Annotated in this window: 14 protein-coding genes; 4 read left to right on the forward strand and 10 right to left on the reverse strand. The window is 52.7% G+C overall.

Features of this window, described 5'->3' with window-relative positions:
• Window positions 1-313: 313 nt before the first annotated feature.
• Window positions 314-1,276: a histone deacetylase family protein gene (locus DESAC_RS10270; RefSeq protein ID WP_013707001.1), complete on the forward strand. Its 963-nt coding sequence runs from the start codon at window positions 314-316 to the stop codon at window positions 1,274-1,276.
• A gap of 86 nt (window positions 1,277-1,362) precedes the next feature.
• On the opposite strand, the gene DESAC_RS10275 is transcribed toward DESAC_RS10270, so the two are convergent.
• Complete coding sequence (locus DESAC_RS10275; RefSeq protein ID WP_041284483.1) at window positions 1,363-3,363, reverse strand: CHASE2 domain-containing protein; 2,001 nt, start codon at window positions 3,361-3,363, stop codon at window positions 1,363-1,365.
• Between the two features lie 601 nt (window positions 3,364-3,964).
• Window positions 3,965-5,749, reverse strand: coding sequence for a translational GTPase TypA (gene typA, locus DESAC_RS10280; RefSeq protein ID WP_013707005.1), 1,785 nt, complete (start codon window positions 5,747-5,749; stop codon window positions 3,965-3,967).
• 319 nt (window positions 5,750-6,068) lie between these two features.
• Here typA and DESAC_RS10285 point away from each other — a divergent pair, with 319 nt between their 5' ends.
• Window positions 6,069-6,899 carry an ATP-binding cassette domain-containing protein gene (locus DESAC_RS10285; protein ID WP_013707006.1) on the forward strand — a complete coding sequence of 277 codons (831 nt, stop codon included), beginning with the start codon at window positions 6,069-6,071 and terminating at the stop codon, window positions 6,897-6,899.
• Window positions 6,900-7,041: 142 nt separating this feature from the next.
• Here the strand turns inward: DESAC_RS10285 and DESAC_RS10290 are convergent, their stop codons facing one another.
• The 8 genes from DESAC_RS10290 to DESAC_RS10325 all read right to left on the reverse strand — a co-directional run bounded on the left by DESAC_RS10290 (window position 7,042) and on the right by DESAC_RS10325 (window position 17,341).
• Window positions 7,042-7,761 (reverse strand): UPF0280 family protein, encoded by a 720-nt coding sequence (locus tag DESAC_RS10290; protein WP_013707007.1) that lies wholly within the window; start codon window positions 7,759-7,761, stop codon window positions 7,042-7,044.
• A gap of 10 nt (window positions 7,762-7,771) precedes the next feature.
• Complete coding sequence (locus DESAC_RS10295; protein ID WP_148231227.1) at window positions 7,772-8,662, reverse strand: DMT family transporter; 891 nt, start codon at window positions 8,660-8,662, stop codon at window positions 7,772-7,774.
• Between the two features lie 25 nt (window positions 8,663-8,687).
• Complete coding sequence (locus tag DESAC_RS10300) at window positions 8,688-9,821, reverse strand: cysteine desulfurase family protein (protein ID WP_013707009.1); 1,134 nt, start codon at window positions 9,819-9,821, stop codon at window positions 8,688-8,690.
• 71 nt (window positions 9,822-9,892) lie between these two features.
• A complete protein-coding gene (locus DESAC_RS10305; protein ID WP_013707010.1) occupies window positions 9,893-10,252 on the reverse strand; it encodes a hypothetical protein in 360 nt (119 codons plus the stop codon).
• Window positions 10,253-10,366: 114 nt separating this feature from the next.
• Window positions 10,367-13,261 carry a cation-translocating P-type ATPase gene (locus DESAC_RS16815; RefSeq protein ID WP_013707011.1) on the reverse strand — a complete coding sequence of 965 codons (2,895 nt, stop codon included), beginning with the start codon at window positions 13,259-13,261 and terminating at the stop codon, window positions 10,367-10,369.
• Between the two features lie 143 nt (window positions 13,262-13,404).
• On the reverse strand, window positions 13,405-14,646 hold the full coding sequence (locus tag DESAC_RS10315) for a glycosyltransferase (protein ID WP_013707012.1): 1,242 nt from the start codon (window positions 14,644-14,646) through the stop codon (window positions 13,405-13,407).
• Window positions 14,647-14,800: 154 nt separating this feature from the next.
• The gene (locus DESAC_RS10320; protein WP_013707013.1) at window positions 14,801-16,810 is read right to left on the reverse strand and encodes a monovalent cation:proton antiporter family protein; all 2,010 of its coding nucleotides are present in this window, start codon (window positions 16,808-16,810) and stop codon (window positions 14,801-14,803) included.
• Between the two features lie 27 nt (window positions 16,811-16,837).
• Window positions 16,838-17,341, reverse strand: coding sequence for a CBS domain-containing protein (locus DESAC_RS10325; RefSeq protein WP_013707014.1), 504 nt, complete (start codon window positions 17,339-17,341; stop codon window positions 16,838-16,840).
• A 640-nt stretch (window positions 17,342-17,981) separates the two neighbouring features.
• Between DESAC_RS10325 and DESAC_RS10330 the strand changes: the two genes are divergently transcribed.
• A complete protein-coding gene (locus tag DESAC_RS10330; protein WP_013707015.1) occupies window positions 17,982-18,698 on the forward strand; it encodes an N-acyl homoserine lactonase family protein in 717 nt (238 codons plus the stop codon).
• A 306-nt stretch (window positions 18,699-19,004) separates the two neighbouring features.
• Window positions 19,005-20,801, forward strand: a complete 1,797-nt coding sequence (locus DESAC_RS10335) for a BamA/OMP85 family outer membrane protein (protein WP_169311529.1) — start codon at window positions 19,005-19,007, stop codon at window positions 20,799-20,801.
• Window positions 20,802-20,845 lie beyond the last annotated feature (44 nt).

The raw sequence follows: 20,845 nt of genomic DNA on the forward strand, positions 1-20,845 counted from the left end.
TTCGATCTCTCCCTTAATCACTGCTGGGCTTTCATTGAGGCGAAGGCTTCCGACCTGAGTCATACCGTAACCCGCAGAAAATGATAAGAGAGAGAAGAACTTTTGTTCGGTATCTTAGGAAAAAAGGTCTTTACAGACCGGGATGTCCGGGATAAGTTGGCATGCTAGGTCAATATGAGTCCTCAGGTTCTGAGGAATACAACGAAGCATAAAAACAGAACCATGGTGGCTGCTCACAATAATGCTTTTTCTGCTCACCGCACACTGCCCACCGCCCACTGTTTTTATAAAAGCATGAAGGGACATGGTTATAATGAAAGCAAACACCGGTTATGTCTATGATGAGCGGTATCTCAAACACGAACCCGGAGGTTATCATCCGGAGCGGCCGGACCGCTTGCGAGCCATTCAGCAGCGGGTAATCTCCTCAGGACTTATAGATGAATTGGTTTTAATACAGCCCTATGAGGCGCCCCTGGACCGGATTACCAGACTCCATGATCCGGATTATCTTGAAAGGTTCCGTCTTGCCTGTGAGAAAAAAATGAGGATATTTCAATCCCCTGATAATGGTATCTGCGCCGACAGCTATGCTATCGCCCTATTGGCCGTTGGCGGTGTTCTAGCCGCCTGTGACGCCGTGATGACCGGCAAGGCGCACAACGCTTTCTGCGCCGTCCGCCCCCCTGGACATCATGCGGAACACGCCCAGGCCATGGGCTTCTGTTTTTTTAACAATATCGCTATCGGCGCCCGGTATTTGCAGGATAAATACGGCCTGGAGCGCATTGCCATCCTCGACTGGGACGTCCATCACGGTAATGGCACCCAACATCTCTTTGAGACCGATCCTACGGTTTTCTATATCTCTTTACACCAAGACCCGTTTACCTGCTATCCTGGCACCGGACGTCAGAACGAGCAAGGCAAAGGGGCCGGCCTGGGTTTTACTCTCAATTTTCCCCTCCCCCGCGGGAGCGGCGATAAAACCTATCTAAAAACGATTCAAGAAGGGGTGATCCCCGCCTTAGTTGCTTTTCACCCGGATTTCTTAATGATATCATCGGGATTTGACGCCCACGCCGATGACCCGCTGGCACATATGGAGCTAAGCCGGGATGGATATGCCCACATGGGACGCCTCATGGCGGCATTTGCCCAGGAACACTGCAACTCCCGTATTATTACAGTACTCGAGGGCGGGTATAATCTGGAAGTGCTGCAGGAGTGCGTCGAAGATCATCTCCGCATCCTGCAGGGTATCTCTGACTCCTGAACCTTTGGAATGGCGCGCCGGTGAAGTACTTTCAGAAGTATAACCCGGCGCACCCCTCCCAGACCCTGCACTCGGTCCCCGGATTATTATTTACTCTCCAGAATATAGACCCCTTGCCAATCAGGAGGAGGAGGGTCTTGCCGATAACGCTGCAAACGCCGCAAGAAGCAGAGAGTTGGCTGATCTTGTGGTCGTTGGGCCAACACTCCCTGAAATAATCGTTCAGCCCGATCCCACTGCCGCTGCCGGTAGTCCTGTAAAGCGGCTGCAAAGGTATGCAACCAGGGAAACCGGATGTTGTCCTCCCGCTGGGCCAGCAACTCATAAATAGTCACCGGTTGACTCCGTCCCTTGACCTGCACCTGATCCAGTTCCCGAAAGACAAATTCCGCAGCGGCCAACTGATACGTGAATTCACTCACCAATATAGAGGTTCCGTAGATTTTATTAACTCCCTCCAGGCGGGAAGCCAGATTAACGGCATCTCCCATGACAGTATAATTAAAACGATCCCGGGAGCCGACATTGCCAACGATGGCCTTGCCCGTATGGAAGCCGAGTCGGGCGGTGAGACATGGGAGACCTCGAGCCCGCCAGCCGTCTTGCAATGGCTGGAGGGCTTCCTGCATGGCCAGTGCGGCCAGACAGGCGTTCAGGGCATGGCGGGAGGAAGGAATGGGGGCCCCCCAGAAAGCCATGATAGCGTCGCCGATGTACTTATCCACCGTCCCCCGGCAATTAAGAATAACCTCAGTCATCGTTGTGAAATATTCGTTCAGGAGGTGAATCAGGTTTTCTGGAGACAGGTGCTCCGAGATGGAAGTAAATCCGGCAAGATCGGAAAACAGGACGGTGACTTCAACCTCCTCACCCCCCAGACGAAGGCGCTCCGGATAGGAGGTAATGATCTCTACCAGCGAATCCGAGACATAGCGCGAAAAGGCCTGCCGCAGCCAGCGTTTGTCCCTGGCGGCCAGCAGATAATGGCCGAAAGAATTACCGCCGTAAATCAAGATCAGGCCACTACTCAGCAAAACCGGCGGAACCCACAGGCGATGGGCGAGAAAGAGATACACCGAACCACTCAAGATAACGCCGAGGAGCACGAGCAAGCCGATCAGGCCGGATAGCGGGCTCAGACGAGCAAAAAGGTAGGCGGCGGCAATCAACACTACTGCAAACAGCAAAACCCGAGGCCCGTCGGGAATTGTGCGGCCGGCAGTGCCACAGAGCAATGTGTGGATGATATTCCCCTGGATTTCAACGCCGGTCATCATCTGTCCGGTGAGGGAGTAATGAGGCGTATAAAAGGCATCGGCTTGACCTTGCGGGACTAGAGCAGCCTCCAGCATACGTCCCACCAGGACGATTTTGCCGCGGATACGATCGGTTGGCAGAGGATAATTCGGATCGACAACTTGATAGTAAGATACGATATCCAGGGTGTGGGCCGGACCGCTGTATTCTATCAGGCCGGAGCAAGACGAAGGAATATGACACTGAGGATTAAAGAGACGTGCGACAAGCAAGGCCATGGTTTGCTGACCGGCTAATTCTACCTGAAAGCGCCGGACTACCCCATCCGGATCGGGTGTCACCATTGTCAGACCTACGCCTTTGGCCGCAGTGGCCAATAGGGGAAGAGGCGTCACCAAAATCTGGCGGTTAAACCCCGGCCCTTGCACTACCTCAAAAGTTTGGGCCAAGACAACGTTGCCGGCCTCCTGCATGATTGTCGCCAGAACCTGATCTTCTTGCGGAGAGGTGGGGTCGGCAAAAAGGACATCGAAGGCTATCACCTGCGCACCGGCCTCTCTCAGGCGTTTGATCAAGAGGGCGTGCCAGCTTCGGGGCCATGGCCAGGCATGGCGAAGTTCCTGGAACGAGGCCTCATCAATGCCCACGATAAGGATATCGGTAGGACAGGAACTCGCAGAACGCCACTGGTAACAGAAGTCCAGGGCGCGATTTTCCAAAAATCGGCCTAAGGTCAGAAAGCTGGCAGGGGTGACCACCCAGAAGGCCAGCACTCCCAAAATCAGACCGCGCAGCCAGGGTTGGCTGAATGTCTTAGAAAAAGAGGGCAAGCTTGGATAATATCCTTCGTTTAGGGCAAAAGACATCCAAAGACACCGGCTCCTTTAAATAATAGAAGCGGCGGTCGAAAATATTAGAAAATTCGCAACACTTCAGTTAACAGAAGCATGACTTCATTTTATCAGAAAATAAGTTACTTGGGGCGAGTACCGGATTCACCCCTTTCAGTCGCAGACCGGGTGGGGAAACTCAGCCAAGGTTTAACAATGGCAATAAAAATCAGGAAAGATATGGGATAGGCTAGCTGGCTCATTATCATCCTATCTTTGAAAGCTGCCACTTCACGATCATATGTGGATCTGGCACCGAATATGCATATTTATGGCTTCCAAAGGAGGTTGATAATGCTGACGCAAGGCTTTTTCTGGTTCCTCCTGATATGCGAAATAGCTGCCATCGGCCTGCTTCTGGTGGCGATAGTATCAAAAGTGAGGGGTATTTGGAAGAATTATGAATGAACCCTAGATGTCAAGATAAGTGAACAAAATAAGATATTCATGTTTGATGAACTTATCATGGTCTGTTGAGGTTGTTAATGCCATCTCCAAATTTACAGAGGCTCCAAAAGGGGCATGGTCTGGAGGCCTCGTCTCATTCTACCGAGTATTTGCGCAGCCGAATGGACCGAGGCGTCACCTCCACCAGTTCGTCGTCGTTGATGTAGTCCATGGCCTGCTCCAGGGTAAAGAGTCGGGGTGGAATGAGGCGCAGGGCTTCATCGCTGCCGGCGGCCCGGATATTGGTAAGCTTTTTTTCCTTAGTGATGTTGACCCACATATCGTCGGTGCGGGAATTCTCACCGACAATCATCCCCCGATAGACCGGATCGCCGGGATTAACAAAGATGGTCCCGCGCGGTTGCAGGTGATGAATGGCGTATGCCACCGCCTTGCCGGACCGGTCGGAAACCAACACCCCGTTGGGACGGCCGGCAACATCTCCACTGACGGCTGTGGTGCCGATAAGTAAAGTATTCAGCAGGCCGGTTCCCCGAGTATCATTGAGAAATTGTCCCCGAAAACCGATCAAACCTCGGGAAGGAATCTCGAATTCGAGACGCACCCGGCCGAAACCGTGGTTAATCATATCGGTCAGCCGGCCCCGGCGCACCCCCAGTTTTTCGGTTATGACACCCACATATTCTTCCGGAAGATCCACCACGGCCAGCTCCAGGGGCTCCACCTCGGCCCCGTTCAGGTTCTGGGTTATGACCTTGGGTTTGGACAGGGACAGTTCAAACCCCTCCCGCCGCATCATCTCAACCAGGACGGCGAGCTGCAATTCCCCCCGGGCGCTTACCCGGAAGGAATCACGATTTTCCGCCTGCTCCACCCGGATGCTGACGTTATAGAGAACTTCTTTCTCCAACCGTTCTTTGATGTGGCGAGAAGTCAGGAGCCGGCCCTCCCGGCCGGCCAAGGACGAGGTATTGACCGAAAAAACCATGGCGATAGTGGGCTCTTCGACGGTAATGACGGGCAGGGGCCGTGGGTCTTCCGGATCGCCTATGGTATCGCCGATAAAAACATCTGGAACCCCCGCCACCGAAGCAATATCCCCTGCCTGCACCACGTCGGCGCTGAGGCGCTGCAGCCCCTCATAGGTGTAAACCTGGCTTAGACGGGCCTTGCCGACCGTTTCACCCCGTTTAATCAGGACCGCATCCTGGCCGGGTCGCAGAGCGCCGCTTACTACCTTGCCTACAGCGATGATCCCCACGTAATCGCTATACTCCAGATTCGTAACCAAAAACTGCAGCGGCGCCGCCGGATCATAGACCGGAGCGGGAATGGCCGAGAGAATAGTCTCAAAGAGCGGGGCTAAATCCTGGCCCTGTCCGTTGGGATCAGTCAGAGCAATGCCAGCCTTGGCGTTGGTGTAGAGCACCGGAAAATCAAGCTGTTCTTCGGTGGCATCGAGATCAATGAACAGATCGTAAATTTCCTCCAGCACCTGATCAAGGCGCCGGTCCGGACGGTCAATTTTATTGATCACTACAATCGGCGGCAGTCCCTTGGCCAGGGCCTTGCCCAATACGAAGCGGGTCTGGGGCAGCGGGCCTTCGGTGGCGTCCACCAGCAACATGACCCCGTCCACCATGTTCAGGGTGCGTTCGACCTCGCCGCCAAAATCGGCGTGACCGGGAGTATCCACAATATTTATTTTGACCCCGCGGTAGGTTATTGCCGTATTCTTGGCCATGATGGTAATGCCCTTTTCCCGCTCCAGGTCCAGGCTGTCGAGTACCCGTTCCGCCACCTGCTCGTTGGCCCTAAAGATGCCGCTCTGCCATAACATGGCATCGGCCAGAGTGGTCTTGCCGTGATCCACATGGGCAATGATAGCTAAATTGCGTAAGTCTTCTCTTTTGTGCATAAAAAATCTAAGTCCTCAATCCGAAGTCCGGAGTGAAAAAATTGGTAACAACTCAGTTAACTGAAACTAAGCTTTAATTTTCCCAGAAAACGAAATTCTTAAAAGTAGGGTGGACAGTACTAACGCTAAATTTTTTGCCCTAAATACTTTTGGAGCAGTTTTTTCTGGTAGCATAGGCTTTCCAGCCTGTGCAGGAGTTATTTCCCATCTTGTGGCTCCTCATGACGCAGACCCGGAGGTTTGTACTACTTTTTAATGGACGAGTTGCCACGGTAAAGTGGTATTATATAACAAAACGAGGGACGATTTGTAAACCGAGATGATCATTGCCGCCGGATTAACCAAAATCTATCTATCCGTGACTGCCTTGCAAGATTTAAACTTGCAGGTAGCGCCGGGTGAGCTTTTTGCTCTGCTGGGACCCAACGGGGCTGGTAAGACAACCACTATCAAGATTCTGACCACCCTTACGAAACCAACCCGGGGACAGGCCTGGATTCAAGGTTTTGACGTGGTTAAGCAACCGCTGCTGGTCAAGCAACGCTTCGGCGTCTGTCCCCAGGAGATTAACCTCGACAAAGAATTGACCGCTTATGAAAATCTCCTCATTTACGGGAAACTTTACCAGACCCAGGATCTGAAAAACCGCATCCGGGAGCTGCTCGAATTAGGTGAGTTGACCACCCGGGCACACCATCTGGTGCGGACTTTTTCTGGCGGACAGCAGCGCCGTCTGTTGATCCTGCGGGCCCTGCTGTCGCGTCCCCGGGTATTGTTTCTGGATGAGCCTACCGTCGGTTTAGATCCCCAGATTCGCCGCCAGATCTGGGACCTGATCCAACAACTCCACAATGATGGCATTACCATTATGTTGACCACTCACTATATCGAGGAGGCTGAAAAACTCTGCGATCGGGTGGGTATCTTGAATCAGGGCCGCCTTATCGCAGTAGACTCTCCTCAGGCCCTGATGCGTCTGGTGGGCGGTTATGTGGTTGAATCAACAGACAACGGCAGACGTCACTATCAGTTGGTTCGCGATAGGGACCAGGCTTACGCACTCGCCCAGGAAGATCATCAGGGAATAATCATCCGTCAGGCCAACCTGGAGGACGTCTTCATCCAGCTCACCGGCCAGCGACTTCAATAAGTCGGGCGTCTTGGCGGCTCCTAGACTCTGGCGTTTTAGTTTGTTGGGCCGGGGTTACCCAACCCTACAAGGGATGACCCCGAAGATAAAGGACTTCCCGGGTGGAGACTAATTAGTTGTTATCAAGAACTAAATGTCCTGCCTACAGGGGCGTCAGCTCAACCTCACCCCATGCCCCCAACTTTTCCCCCACTATGACTATGCCTCCCCAGACGTCAGGGATGTCGCCTAGCCACTCCAGGGCCGCAGGGATATCTTTTGATTCCTTCACCCGGTTCCCTAAGGCCGTCGCGGCCGCGTCGGCCAGGATGGCAGTGGAAGCCAGGACACAGGCGGCGTCGGCTCGTCCGAGGCTCAAAGAATGTCCCACTGTACCGGAGGAAGTACAGACCCCCAAGGGAGTCTGCTCGGGTTGGAGGCGGATTCCCACCTTCAGACTCAGAGGCGACCGGCCGGCAAACAACGCCATGGTTGCTGGCCCCGTGATTTTCAGAAAAATATCGCCGCCGTTTTCAACTATGACCTCTTGACTGCGGGTCAATAACTCCTGTCCGACGGCGTCGGCGATGGCCCCCGCTACTGCAGCCATCGGACCGACGTTAACCTGCGCTGTAGCCCGGATCATGGCCTGTACCAGAGATGGCGCCAGGACATCTGGGGGCCAGGGAATCAGTGTTTCCAAAAACCCCGGGTGTTGGGCGATATAGTGCTCCAATTGGCGGCGCTGCTGCATGACTACCATCATGGCAGCGTCGCTGAGATTCCGCTCGGCCAGGATCATCAAATCCGTCTCTCTCATCCTTACCTGAAAGCTCACCAGACCGCTCCTGGCCATGCGAGTGCGATAGGTCCTGTGAGTCATGGTCCCTCTGTCAACTGCCCCATCCGGTAATTAAAACCACTCCGGCGGTCATACAACTAGCACCGGCAAACCGAGCTCCAAAATGCTCTTCCCGGAAAAAGAAGCCGCCATACAGTACGCTAAACAACAGGCTGAGACGTTTTACCGCGATCAGATAGGCCACAGGCGCCAGTTTGATCCCATGAAAATGGCACAGGATGCTGACGGCCAGACAGAATCCCACAAGAAGACCCCATATCGGCCGTTTTAGAAGCATCCTGCCGGGCTTGGAAGAGCTCCAGGGGTAGCCGGCCAACATCGCTCCGCCGAAAACTGTGGGGTAGAATAGACCGAAGAATGTGGGCGATGAATAGAGTACCGCAATCTTTCCCAAGGCCGAGGTAATCGAGTAGAGGACGGCTGCCATGAGCATCCAGCGTGGTCCCGGCAGTCGCCATAGAGCCGACCAGGGTGCCAGCCAACCCCGCCGCTGTTCCTGAATATTGATCAGGTAGCTCCCCCAAACGATGCCGACGATTCCCAGTATACCCCAGAAATTTAATTTCTCCCCAAGCAGCAGCCAGCCGGCACCGATCAAAAACAACGGTGTGAAGGCCATCATCGGGGCACAGACCGATAGGGGCGTGGATCTTAAGGCCCGCATATACAGGAGATTGGCACCGGCCTCCAGTGGCAGCGCCGCCGCCACTGCCAGGAAAAATTGCCACGATAAGTCAGGCACCGGCGTCCACCACCAACCGACGGAGAGGATGGCAACCGTGTAGAGCAGGCGCAGCAATGTCATGCCGTAGGGAGACAGGTCGGAAAACCATCGTTTCATCAGGGCATCAGAAGAGGCCAGTCCCAAGGCCGCGCCCAGGCCATATAAAACCCACCAGTGGCTTAGCATAACCGCCGACAAAGAAACCTCTCGCCCCTATTTGACGTCACGACACCGCCGACAGCGCCTGCACTCTCTGGAGAAGCAAAGCTGCAGCCTGGTCAACCTCTGCCGCAGTCGTCGAGCGTCCGACGCTCAGACGCACAGCCCCCTTACCTACCTCCCGGGACACCCCCATGGACGCTAATACATGGGAAAGCCTCACCCCTGGGCCATGGCAGGCGGCGCCGGTAGAAGCCGCCAACTCTGGAATGCCGGCCAGGATATCGGCCCCGCTCAAACCCGGAAAGGAGACGTTAAGGGTGTTGGGCAGGCGAGCAGTTTCCGGACCGTTGAGAACTAAATCAGGATAGCCTTCCTGTAACCGCCGGTGTAAGCGATCTCTCAGGAATAGAAAATGCTCCCGGTCCTGCGGCTGTCGGTTTCGCGCCAGTTCACAGGCGAGGCCCAGGGCGTTGGCAAAGATCACGTTCTCGGTACCGGCCCGCCGCCCGCCCTCCTGCGAAGCCCCGTGCAGCAAAGGCGTTAAAACTACCCCTCGCCGGATATAGAGCGCCCCAATACCTTTAGGAGCGTAAAATTTATGCCCCGCCACCGTAAGGAAATCAACCCCCAGTTCATCGACGATCGTGGGTATTTTTCCAACGCTTTGAGCCGCATCCGTGTGAAATAAGATACCATATTCCCGGGCAAACCGGCCAACTTCCGCCAAGGGTTGGATTGCTCCGGTTTCGTTGTTGGCATGCATGATCGAAATCAAAACCGTCTGGGGCTTACAGGCCCGCCGGACGTCATCCGGATCAACCCGACCCTGGGAATCCACCTTGATAAAATCAACTTCCCAGCCTTCCTCCATCAGAAAGAGGCAAGGATTGAGCACTGCCGGGTGTTCGATAACGGTGGTAATCAGGTGCCTTCCTTTCTGCTGCAGGTGGTGGGCAACACCTTTCAGCACCCAGTTATTTGCCTCGCTGGCGCCGCTCAGAAAAACAATCTCTTCGGGTTGAGCACCCAACAATGCCGCCACCTGACTGCGGGACTGCTGAACTGCAGCCTTGGCCCGCTGACCTAAGGGATAGTCGCTGCTGGGATTACCGAACTCCTCCTGAAGAAAAATCTGTATACCGGCGGCCACCTCCGGTGCGATAGGCGTGGTAGCATTGTGGTCTAAATAAATCATGATCTAACCTCATGGTATCCGGCGGAAACCAGACCGGGCAGAGTTGCTTGGGGCGAATACAAGATCCTCTTCTACAGACAGGCCGGCCAACGTACTGCAGCAATGGCCAGAAAGTCTGTTTTCTTTTGGTCGTTTTGCGGTGGTTCGATGCTGGGAGGACTCTTCTCCTCAACCTGAGCTTCTTCCACCCGCGGAATCGAAGCCGATACCGGTAACAAGATGAGGCGAAACCAGGACTGGCGGATGAAATGCTTTTCCAGCAGATCCATAAGATGTTCCGTCTCTTCCGAAGAGGCTAAGATCTTGAGCAGAGTTAGCTCTTCCGAAATCTGATCATACCAGACTTCTACCACCGGTTCGTCTTGGAGCAATTCTTTCACTTCCCGCACATGCGGCTTCGGCAGGGTCATTTCTAGTAAACGCAGGGCCATGTCTTTCTCTGAATCAAGGGTAAATTCACCTTTCAAGAACTATTGCGGAGCAACCCGCAGTTGGTATTCCCGCACAGCGGTCTTAAGAGACCAACTTACGAAGCTGGGCAAATATCAATGATATACCGAGGTGACTATTCTCCGCACCAATTTATCGATCTCAACGGCGATGATGACTGTAATCGAGATTAACCCGATCCGTAACCAATCCACCGGCGTGAGCGGCTCCATGCGGAAAAGCCATTGTAGAGATGGCAGATAAATAGCTGCTAAATGTGCCAGAAAAGCAGCTATGGTCCCGAAAAAGAGGAATGGGTTGCCCAGAGGGTTCATCCTCAGGAGGGACTGCATCTCGGAACGGCTATTAAGTGCCTGGAAGAATTGAAAGAAAACCATAGTCGTTACGGCAATGGTCCTGGCCTTTTCCAGAGACATCCCTTGGTGCAGGGCATGCAAAAAGGCGTAGATTACCCCGGTAGAAATCAATAAGCCCACCAAGATGGTTCTCTCCACCAAGAGACGGTTAAAGATCCCGGCTTTGGGATTTCTGGGGGGCCGCTGGAGTATATCTTTCTCTCCCGGCTCAAAGGCCAGCGCCACATCCTGCAGACCGTTCGTAACAATGTTAATCCATAAGAGTTGGGCCGGCAGATAGGGAAGCGGCAATCCCAGCATCACGGTCGCCATGATGGATATAATCGCTGCGATACCGGTAGGGATGAGAAAAAAAATGACCTTGCGTATGTTGTCAAAAACAATCCGTCCCAACTCCACGGCCCGGTAGATACTGGCAAAATTATCGTCGGCGATAACCATATCCGAAGATTCTTTGGCCACATCAGTGCCGGTTTTGCCCATGGCCACCCCGATATGGGCCGTCTTCAAAGCGGGAGCATCATTGACCCCATCCCCGGTCATAGCGACAATCTCCCCGTGCTTCATCAATTGTTGGGTGATGCGGAGCTTGTGCTGCGGAGCCACCCGGGCATAGACCGATACCTTCTGGACCAGGTGAAAGAGAGTAGAATCACTCATGGTTTCTATCTCCCTGCCTGCGAGGACATGTCGAACCGCACCCTCTGGCCCGGCCCTTTTTACCAGAGCGGCAAGCAGGTCCTTGAGGAGTCCCAGAAACTCCATATCGCTCATGGCCCGAACATGTTTGCCGGTAATACTTTCAGGCTGGCGGTTGCTCAGACCGGAGCGCAGAGCTAAAAATCCCGCGACCGTTTGGGTAAGGGATAGAAGTTCTTCGTCAGTAAGGGAATCCATCGGCTTTGCCGCCAGGTCCTCCACCACCTCTTCCTCAGGGGCAATACCTAGCTGTCTGGCAATAGCTAACGCAGTGACTGCATGATCCCCGGTAATCATTACCACCCGGATACCGGCCTGTTTACAGCCGGCGACTGCTTCGATAGCCTCAGGGCGCGGAGGATCGATCATACCCTGCAATCCGGCAAAGGTTAATCCGGTCTGCAAATCTTTGGCCGTGATCTCCACCTGCTCAGCCGGAATTTCCCTATAGGCCATACCCAGCACCCTGAGCCCTGCCTGGGCAAAGTGGTTGGCAACTTTGAGGACATCTTCACAGATTCCATACCGACAGCCGGAACAGAGTTCCAGGATTTTCTCCGGCGCCCCCTTGGCATAAATTACATTTCGATCGCCCTGTCGGTGGACCGTTGCCATATAGCCGCGATCCGATTCAAAAGGTATGATAAACAATTGTGGCAGGTTGTTCCTTTCCTCAGCAGGGTTGAGGCCGGCTTTCATGGCCGCAACAATGAGGGCCCCTTCGGTGGGGTCACCATCCACTTTGTAGTCACCTTCTTCTTCATAGATCTCAGATTCGTTGCACAAGAGTCCGATACGCAACAGGAGCGCCATCTGATGGTCAGCAATTGCCCTGATAGGACGGCCTTCCTCTAAAATCTCCCCCTCGGGTTTGTATCCACTACCACCGAATTCATAGACCTTTTCACCGTCATAAGCGAGTCTCACCGTCATTTCGTTCTTGGTGAGAGTACCGGTCTTATCCGAACAGATAACCGTGGTGCTCCCCAGAGTTTCCACAGCCGGTAATTTGCGGATGATGGCCAGGTGTTGGGCCATGCGCGCCACCCCAATAGCCAGGGCAATCGTAACCACAATGGGCAGACCCTCGGGGATGGTGGCTACCGTGGCAGCTACCGCAGTCAGGAACATGTCTTCCGCCTTTTCTCCCACCAGAATGCCGATTACGAACAGGAGCGAAGCGGCCACCAGAACAATAATACCGATGGCCTGAGCAAATCGGTCGATCTTTTCCTGCAGCGGCGACTTGGCAACTTCAATCTCCTGCACGTCACGAGCGATGTGGCCTAAAACCGTCTGAGCGGCGGTAGCCACTACTACGCCGCTGCCCCGGCCATTGACCACCGCTGTACCCATGAAGGCAATGTTTAGCTGGTCTCCTGGGGGAAGATTATCTTCCGGGATTATGACGGTCTTCTTCTCAGCCGGGAGGGATTCTCCGGTGAGCATCGACTCATCTGTTCTCAACTCGATGGTTTTCAGGAGTCTGACATCGGCCGGTATGCGGCCGCCAGAGGCCAGCAGGACGATGTCCCCAGGAACAACCGCCTCGCCATCGATCTCCACCTCTTTGCCATCCCGAAGCACACGGGCTTTGGCAACCACCATTCTTTTTAGAGCGCGCACCTGTTTTTCGGCTTTGACTTCCTGGATATAGCCGATGAGGGCGTTCAGCAGCACGACTGCGGTGATGACCCCGGTATCCTTATACTCTTCCAAGAAAAAAGTCACGACTGCGGCGATGAGCAGGATGTAAATCAAGGGACTCTTGAACTGGTGCAGCAGGATTTGCAGCCGGCTGATCTTTCCTTCTGCCGCCAGTCTATTGGGCCCGAACTTTAGCAGACGCTCTCTGGCCTCATCTGTCGTCAGGCCGCGTTCGGTGGTTTTCAGTTTTTCGAATATCTGTTGAATCTCGAGTTGATACCAATTCATTGCACCTCCCTATGATAATCCCGAGGAATTCCGTGTGCAGGAAATAGTCAAGATAAAGCGGATTTTATCTGACAGCACGAACCATGAAGAAAAACTGGTGGCAAATTGATGGTTTCAATCTGTTTATCTCAAAAATCGAAACTCTATGGTTTTCCAGAGACAGGGATATGCTTCAGGGTGAAATTGGTTTCAAAAGAACTGAACAGGTCCAGGTATTGCTCCAGGTTGCGGCTCAGCAGGAAGTTTTGTCGCACCGTCTCCCGGGCGGCCTCCCCTAAGCGCTGGCGCAGAGCTTTTCCTTTAACCACCTGAACAATTCTGGCTGCGGCCTCCTCCACGGTATTCACCAGGAAACCATTGACGCCATCTCTGATCTGGTAGCGGATGCCGCCGACATTACCTCCAATTACCGGCGTTCCTTTCCACATGGCCTCGGTTACGGTGAGGCCAAACCCTTCTCGGAGAGACTTCTGCAAAACTACCGCCGCCCGACTTTGCAAGGCATTTACCAGAGCGGTGTCCTGCACCGACAATATGATCAGACGTTCTTCCTGGCTGTCGAGCAGAGAGGCATATACTTCAGGCCCCTCGGGATCGTCGGTGGCTACATTGCCAAGCAACACTAAGGTGCAATCAACCTCTTGCCGGGCAATTTTGAAGGCTTCTACCACTCCCTGAGGATCTTTCCAAACGTCGAAGCGAGAGACCTGCACCACCAGGGGAAGATCGGTGGGAATGTTATAATGACTTAGCCGCTCGTCGATCTCCTCCTCACTGAGCCGATGGTTTTTAATAGAAAAAGGATCGATGGCCGGCATAAAAAAGAGCTGCGGGGTCTTCAATTCCTGAGCATATTCCTTGATGCTAAAGATAACGGCATCATACTTTTCCACCATCGGCCGGAAATATTGCCACAATTCCGGGTTGGGACGGCTCAGATCGACATGGCCGCGCCAGATCCAGGGACCGCGTTTGCGGTAATGGTTGATCATTGGGAGGGGCTGGGGATCGTGGATGATCACCAAGTCATGGTCCAAATGGGTTCGGATGACATTTTCATACACCACCTCTTCATAAATCTCTTTTTTCCGTTCGGTGAGGTTGATCTCGCCACCCTGCAGGGCATTGTGCATCTTCTTCGTGATACTGAAGAAGTCCGGGGAGCCCTGGATCACCCGCCAGCCGGTTTTAATGCCAACGCTATTCATCAGAATGCTCATAGACCCGAGCAGTTCAGCCACCCCGCCTCCATAATAGGTGGAGTTGACGTTAACCACATGCAGATCTCTGAGAGAACTGGCTTTCCTGATGATGCGCTCGACCGTTTCAGCGCCGACTAATTCTTCGTAATCCTCGATTCGAACGATGCGGGTATGATTTATCATGGTGTAAATACCTCTCTGCTCCCATTGTTATAGCCTTATCCCCTGAGCAGTTGTTTGACGATAGGTTCTCATTGCCATTCTTTCAAAAACACCCGCAACCCATAGAAATAAGCTCGCAGTGATTTGATGGCTCCAATCTGTTTAACTCGAAACTTTATTTTCTAACTATATTCAGCGAGCATTCCCGGTCGGTAAAGAGCGGCACGGATTTGCAGATATCATCCGGTGTTCCCATAACGATAAGCAGATCGTTGGATAACAGTTGCATGTCAGGATCCGGGTTGGGCAGCATCCAAACCCCGCGTCGGATGGCCAGAACGGTCACTCCATACTTTTTCCGGAGTTCTATTGCAGCCAAAGACTTTCCGACCAGAGGAGCGCCATCGTGGAGACGAAAAGTGCTGATCTCAAAGTCTCGCAGGCCAAACCCTACCTCCCGAAAAGAATCGACTTCCTTCGAAATGCCCCGCAATACTAGATAACCGTTTGCCCGTACCTCGGTGACAAATCGCTCGATTTCATTTCTGTCCACCAGGTATTTCTTCAGAACCAGGGTGAAAATCTCCACTGAGGTTTCAAACTCCTCGGGCACGACATCACTGGCCCCTAACTCGAAGAGAGGCTGTAGTTCCTGCAGATAGCGAGTGCGCACGATGATATAGACTTGCGGGTTTAGCCGATGGGCCAGGGTGACGATCCGCCGAGTGGCTGCCGGATCATTGATGACCACAACAATAATCCTGGCCTCTTTAATACGAGCATGTATCAGTATCTCCTCCTGAGTGGCGTCTCCATAGAAAATAGGTTGGCCGCCTTCTTGTTCCCGGCGAACGGTCTCCGGATTCATCTCCACAATAACGTAGGGGATCCCGCCGGTTTTGGCGGCGCGAGCCAGGTTCCGCCCGTTCACTCCGTAGCCTACGATAATCAAATGGTCGGTGGGAATCGATCTACCGATTTCCTCCGTGAGATGCGAGCCTATTTTTAATCTTTGCGGCAATGGCCACCGAAGGATAAAATCCGCCGTCCGCGGCGCCAGGGCCATAACGAGCGGGGTCAACACCATGGTAAGGATGGTCACATCCAAGAAGAGCTGATAGTCATCACCCGAAAACAATCCTTTAATTACGCCGACTTTCGAAAGTATGAACGAAAACTCTCCCACCTGGCAGAGAGCCAACCCGACCAGAATGCTCGTGCGTAGAGGGAATTTCAGGGCCAAGGCGGCCGCTCCGGCAAGGACCGCCTTGCTTAGCAGTACCCCTAAAGTCAGGAGGACGATAACCACCTGATGGTTCAGAAGGAAATTCACATCCAGCAACATACCGATCGAAATAAAAAAGAAGCTGGCGAAAACATCCCGAAACGGCAGGATATTACCCAGGGCCTGATGGCTGTACTCGGTTTCCGATACGATCAGCCCGGCCAAAAAAGCTCCCAAGGCCAGTGATAGGCCGGCCTGTGCGGTTACCCAGGCCACTGCGGCGCAAATCAGCACAATTGAGATTAAAAAGAGTTCCCTGTTGCCGGTGCGGGCGATCTGGTAAAGCGCCTGAGGGACTACATATTTGGCGCTAACGATGACCAATGAAACTATTACCAGGCCTTTCAGCAACAAGACAAGAAAAGAAACGCCGATATTTTCCGAGGCCCCGGCCAATAAAGGAACAAATAACATCATCGGCACGATGACGATGTCCTGAAAAATCAATACACCCAGACTGGTACGGCCATGCGGAGTGTCAACCTCGGCCCGCTCCTGCAAGAGCTTGAGCACGATAGCAGTACTGCTCAACGACAGCAGAAATCCGATGAATATGGCCTCCCCCCAGGAGCGGCCGAATTGCCAGGCCAAGACTATCCCGGCCAGACAGGTGGCCACAACCTGAATCGGTCCCGCCACCAACACCGATTGGCGGATCTGCAGGAGATTGGCAAAGGAGAACTCCACCCCAATCGTGAAGAGCAGCAGGATGACACCGATCTCCGCCAGTATTTCAACTTCGTGGATGGCCCGAACCAGCGCCAGGACATGAGGTCCCGCCAGGATGCCGGTGAAAATAAATCCTACGGTTACTGGTACCTGAAACTTGTGGCAGACAAACAGAACCACCAAAGAAAGGCCAAAAATGACTACTAAATCTGTTAGAATTGGAATATGCATGGCTTCTGACAAAACAGAATCGGCTTATTAAAGTTTTGTTGCAGCCAATAGAGCGTCCGAAATTTCCCTGAATAAATCGGTGATCCGCAGTATGCCGATCACCCGGTTATTTTCTAAAACCGGAATTCTTTCCAGATTATCCTTGATCATTAAGGAGAGTGCCGTTACCAAGGGGGTATCGGCATCTACCGTCACGCTGATCGGACTCATAACCTCGCTCACAGCTTTCTGAGCCCTTCCCTGCAAATCTGGCCCGGTAAGATCTCTCCAGGAGAATCCTGCCAACGCCATTCCTGATTTATCAAACAGTTCTGCCTGGAGTCCCCGGATAATATCTTTGAGGGTCAGGATGCCTACGAGATGATATTTTTCGTCAAAGACCAGTATAGCCCGCGGTTCAAAAACACCCTCAAACTTGATGGCCGCTTCCCGGGCGATTACTGCGGCTTGCTCCAAACTGAACCAGAACGGCACATGCGGATAATCCTCCAAGGAGACCATAAGGTCCTTAATTTTCTGCTCGTAACTCATTGAAAGCTCCTTTCGCCAACAGTTTCTCTCCCCTTCCCAAGAAAATTCAATTATTATTCCCCGTAACGAAGTAAAATCATTTCTTGATGGGACAGGCTTTCTAGCCTTTACAGAATTTAATTTTCGATCAACAATCGGAAACTACATTTCCCTGATAATTTGACAATAGTAACGCCTAGCTTCAAAATCAGGTGCCTCAATGACATGGTGCTTTCAAATTACCATGAACACCCGAAAATATCCAAGGAAAACGGAAAATCTACTCTCTGATCACCGTATTTCCCGCCCAACCTGGGGCTCTGCCGGAGAGCTTGGCATGAGCCTTACAAGAGCCTCTCTAGATAACCGCAGCAGTCTTATATCATCATCTCAGGCATTGACGGCGTTCCGCATTTGAACTAATATTGTTACCTGAGAGAAAGATGCTCCGTCAGCCTTCGCTGGTCATGGTTAATGAATAAAGGTAAAGAGATTAGGGTACGGAACCTCTGACAATTAACTGCGTTTGTGAGGTGGCACCTGACACATTGCTTGAAAACTGTTAGTCGGGTACCGGCGATTATTTTTTCTGATCCTCCTGCAAAATGGCCTCTTTGGGGCGGGAGGATTTTAATGATATCTTCCTACTTAAGGTACTGCTATGACTGAATATACGATTCACCCCCTCGTCGTCGGGGCCAATGCCACCGACCAGGGGGTTATGACCTATTTGAAGGGTTACGGCAAGAGAATCTGGATACCGATTTATGTCTTCTATCTAGAAGGCGGCAGAGAAAACATTTTAGTGGATACCGGTCTGGAACAATTTGTCGTCCCGCCGGAAGTAGAAGCGGAATATAACATCAAAATCCAGGAATTTGAGGAGGCCCTGGCAACCTACAACCTCAAACCCGAGGATATTGACCTCATCATTCACACTCACCTGCACAACGATCATTGCGAGAATGACTATAAATGCCAGAACGCCAAGATCTTGGTTCAGCGGCGGGAATATGAATTTTTTCAGAATCCGCATCCGATTGACCACCGCTACTTCCCCGACCTCTTGGATGAAAATGAGGTGGTGCTCTTAGACGGCGATCAGGAGATAGTAGACGGCATTCAGGTGATTCTGACGCCTGGGCATACCGTCGGCGGCCAGTCGGTGGTGGTAAACACCAAAAAAGGCAAGGCTATCATCACCGGTTTCTGTTGCAATGAACAGAACTTTCCCATATCTGGCCCGGTGGTGCCTTCCGGCGTGCATATCAATGTCATCGAGGCCTATGAAAGCGCCAAAAAGGTCAAAGAATTAGCCGACATTCTGATACCCTTGCACGATCTGAGCATCGGCCGCCGGAAGAACATCCCGGAATAATTTGATCTGACCCCCGGTCGCGCCGTTTTAATCGCCACCTCACAATGAAAATATCGGATCGCTCTAAAAATCTAGCCTTATGATACGGCAGCAAAAAAGGAACTGATGGACGATCCTCACATCTAATCTCATAATTCCCGAGCTATTGGCCACCGTTGGAATCTGGAACATTTAGACCCTCGGGCGGCGTCTGCCATTGAAATTATTCGCCATGAGGTGCAGAAAACCTTTAACGGCAAATTCAGTCCGTAGAAAACGATGCGCCAAGACCACCATTTTGGGCAAAGGCTGTCTGCAGCGGCTTTAGTGTTTCTTATATGCCTCATAACCAGTATCCAGACGGCGGTTGCCGAGGTGGATTCGCCCCCCCTCTTTATCCATACCCTTAAACTGGTCGGTAATAAATCGGTCAGTTCCGACACGATCTACGCTGAGCTGCTGACCCCGCGTCCCCCCTTTTTTTTCTGGAGGTCATTGCCGCATTATAACCCCGAAGATCTCAGGAACGATATCAACCGCCTTAAAGCCTTATACCGTCGGGAAGGGTTTTATCACGCCTCTATCTCGCCGGAGGTGCAGGAGTCTGACGGGCGGGTTGACATCCGTTTGGCTATCCAGGAAGGCCCTGGCATTCAGGTGATCAAAATTGAGATCAGTGTAGTGGAAACCGATTCGCAGATTCAAGCGAAGACCTTATTGAAATTCAGTCCGCTGGTATTAGGCCAGAGATTTACGGAATCAGATTTTGAAAAACTTAAAAAAGAGATTTTGAACCATCTGCTGGACAACGGCTATCCTAAGGGGAGAGTCGAAGGCCAAGTCCTGCTCGACCCAAAAGCCAACACTGCCGCCGTCTATATCCAGGTATGGCCGGGACCGGTATGTTCCTTCGGCAGAATCACCATCAAGGGCCAGCAGGATACGCCGGAACCTTTAATCCAACGTTATTTAGAGATTAAACCGGGAGAGCGGTTTTCTCTGGCCAAAATCATTGCCAGTCAGGAACGGCTCTATGAATTAGATCTGTTTCAGAGTGTCCTGATCGAACCGGAGGAAGTCCCTGCCCACCAGAGAGAAATTCCCATTACGGTGGTGGTAAGTGAGAAGAAAAAACGTTCCCTCAAAATCGGAGCAGGCTATGGCAGTTGGGATGAGTTCCGAGCTCGCGCTATCCTGCGGTATCGCAACTTAGCCGGCGGCGGCCGGGTCTTGGAAATGAATAGCAAATATTCCCGTTTGGAAACCCGGTTTGAAGGCTCTTTTTTGAATCCCCGGATTTTTGGCACCGATCTGGATCTGGTTGTAACTTCCGGGCTGCTCTGGCGCTATTATCCAACCTTTTCCGATCGAGCTCTATTTACCCGGTCTATTGTTGAGAAGCAACTGCCCTGGAAGACCAAGGCCTACATCGGCCATGGGCTTGAGTTTGCCCGTCCCTACGGAATTTCCGACCTGGCTTTGCAATTGCTGACTGCTACTCAACCTGGCCAGCTCTATCGGGCCAACATGCTGGTGTGGGGTCTCAGCCGCTCCTCTATCGACAACCCCGCCGATCCCCAAAAGGGCGGTCAGGTTTATCTGGTGGGTGAATGGGCTCCCAGGTTCATGTCCGGCCAATTGCAGTTCGTTCAGTCCAGTCTGGATGTGCGGCAATTTCAAAATCTCGGTCTGAAAAACGTCGTCCTGGCTGCCCGAGCCAAATTCGGTCTTATCCCACCTATTCAAAACACCGACCAGATTCCCATCTATCGACGTTTCTTCAGTGGCGGTCCGACGAATATGCGAGCCTACCGCATGTATTACTTAGGACCCCGCGATTCGTCCGGCAATCCTTTGGGCGGTGAGTCAATCTTCCTAAGCACTCTCGAGCTGAGATTCCCGATGTATCAGGAATTTCGCGGGGTGGCCTTTTTCGATGCGGGCAACGTCTTCAGCAGGCTGGAAGACACCGATCTGGGGCAACTGAAATATGGCGCCGGTTTCGGCCTCCGCTACCAGACCCCCATCGGCCCCGTTGGCGTTGAATTTGCCTGGCCTCTCAACCCGATAGACCGGGATAAAGACACGTACCAGGTTATCCTCAATATCGGTCATGCATTTTAACTGCAACCCAAAGCCGATTCTTTTTAAGTAGCGGCGCACGCCAC

Origin of the sequence: Desulfobacca acetoxidans DSM 11109, from assembly GCF_000195295.1 — a bacterium.
In the GTDB taxonomy this organism is placed as follows: Bacteria; Desulfobacterota; Desulfobaccia; order Desulfobaccales; family Desulfobaccaceae; genus Desulfobacca; species Desulfobacca acetoxidans.

What these genes read in the sequence shown, in the direction of transcription:
- DESAC_RS10270 (WP_013707001.1), top strand. Translation starts at nt 314, where the DNA reads ATGAAAGCAAACACCGGTTATGTCTATGATGAGCGGTATCTCAAACAC.
- typA (WP_013707005.1), bottom strand. Translation starts at nt 5,749, where the DNA reads ATGCACAAAAGAGAAGACTTACGCAATTTAGCTATCATTGCCCATGTG.
- DESAC_RS10285 (WP_013707006.1), top strand. Translation starts at nt 6,069, where the DNA reads ATGATCATTGCCGCCGGATTAACCAAAATCTATCTATCCGTGACTGCC.
- DESAC_RS10290 (WP_013707007.1), bottom strand. Translation starts at nt 7,761, where the DNA reads ATGACTCACAGGACCTATCGCACTCGCATGGCCAGGAGCGGTCTGGTG.
- DESAC_RS10300 (WP_013707009.1), bottom strand. Translation starts at nt 9,821, where the DNA reads ATGATTTATTTAGACCACAATGCTACCACGCCTATCGCACCGGAGGTG.
- DESAC_RS10305 (WP_013707010.1), bottom strand. Translation starts at nt 10,252, where the DNA reads ATGGCCCTGCGTTTACTAGAAATGACCCTGCCGAAGCCGCATGTGCGG.
- DESAC_RS16815 (WP_013707011.1), bottom strand. Translation starts at nt 13,261, where the DNA reads ATGAATTGGTATCAACTCGAGATTCAACAGATATTCGAAAAACTGAAA.
- DESAC_RS10315 (WP_013707012.1), bottom strand. Translation starts at nt 14,646, where the DNA reads ATGATAAATCATACCCGCATCGTTCGAATCGAGGATTACGAAGAATTA.
- DESAC_RS10320 (WP_013707013.1), bottom strand. Translation starts at nt 16,810, where the DNA reads ATGCATATTCCAATTCTAACAGATTTAGTAGTCATTTTTGGCCTTTCT.
- DESAC_RS10325 (WP_013707014.1), bottom strand. Translation starts at nt 17,341, where the DNA reads ATGAGTTACGAGCAGAAAATTAAGGACCTTATGGTCTCCTTGGAGGAT.
- DESAC_RS10330 (WP_013707015.1), top strand. Translation starts at nt 17,982, where the DNA reads ATGACTGAATATACGATTCACCCCCTCGTCGTCGGGGCCAATGCCACC.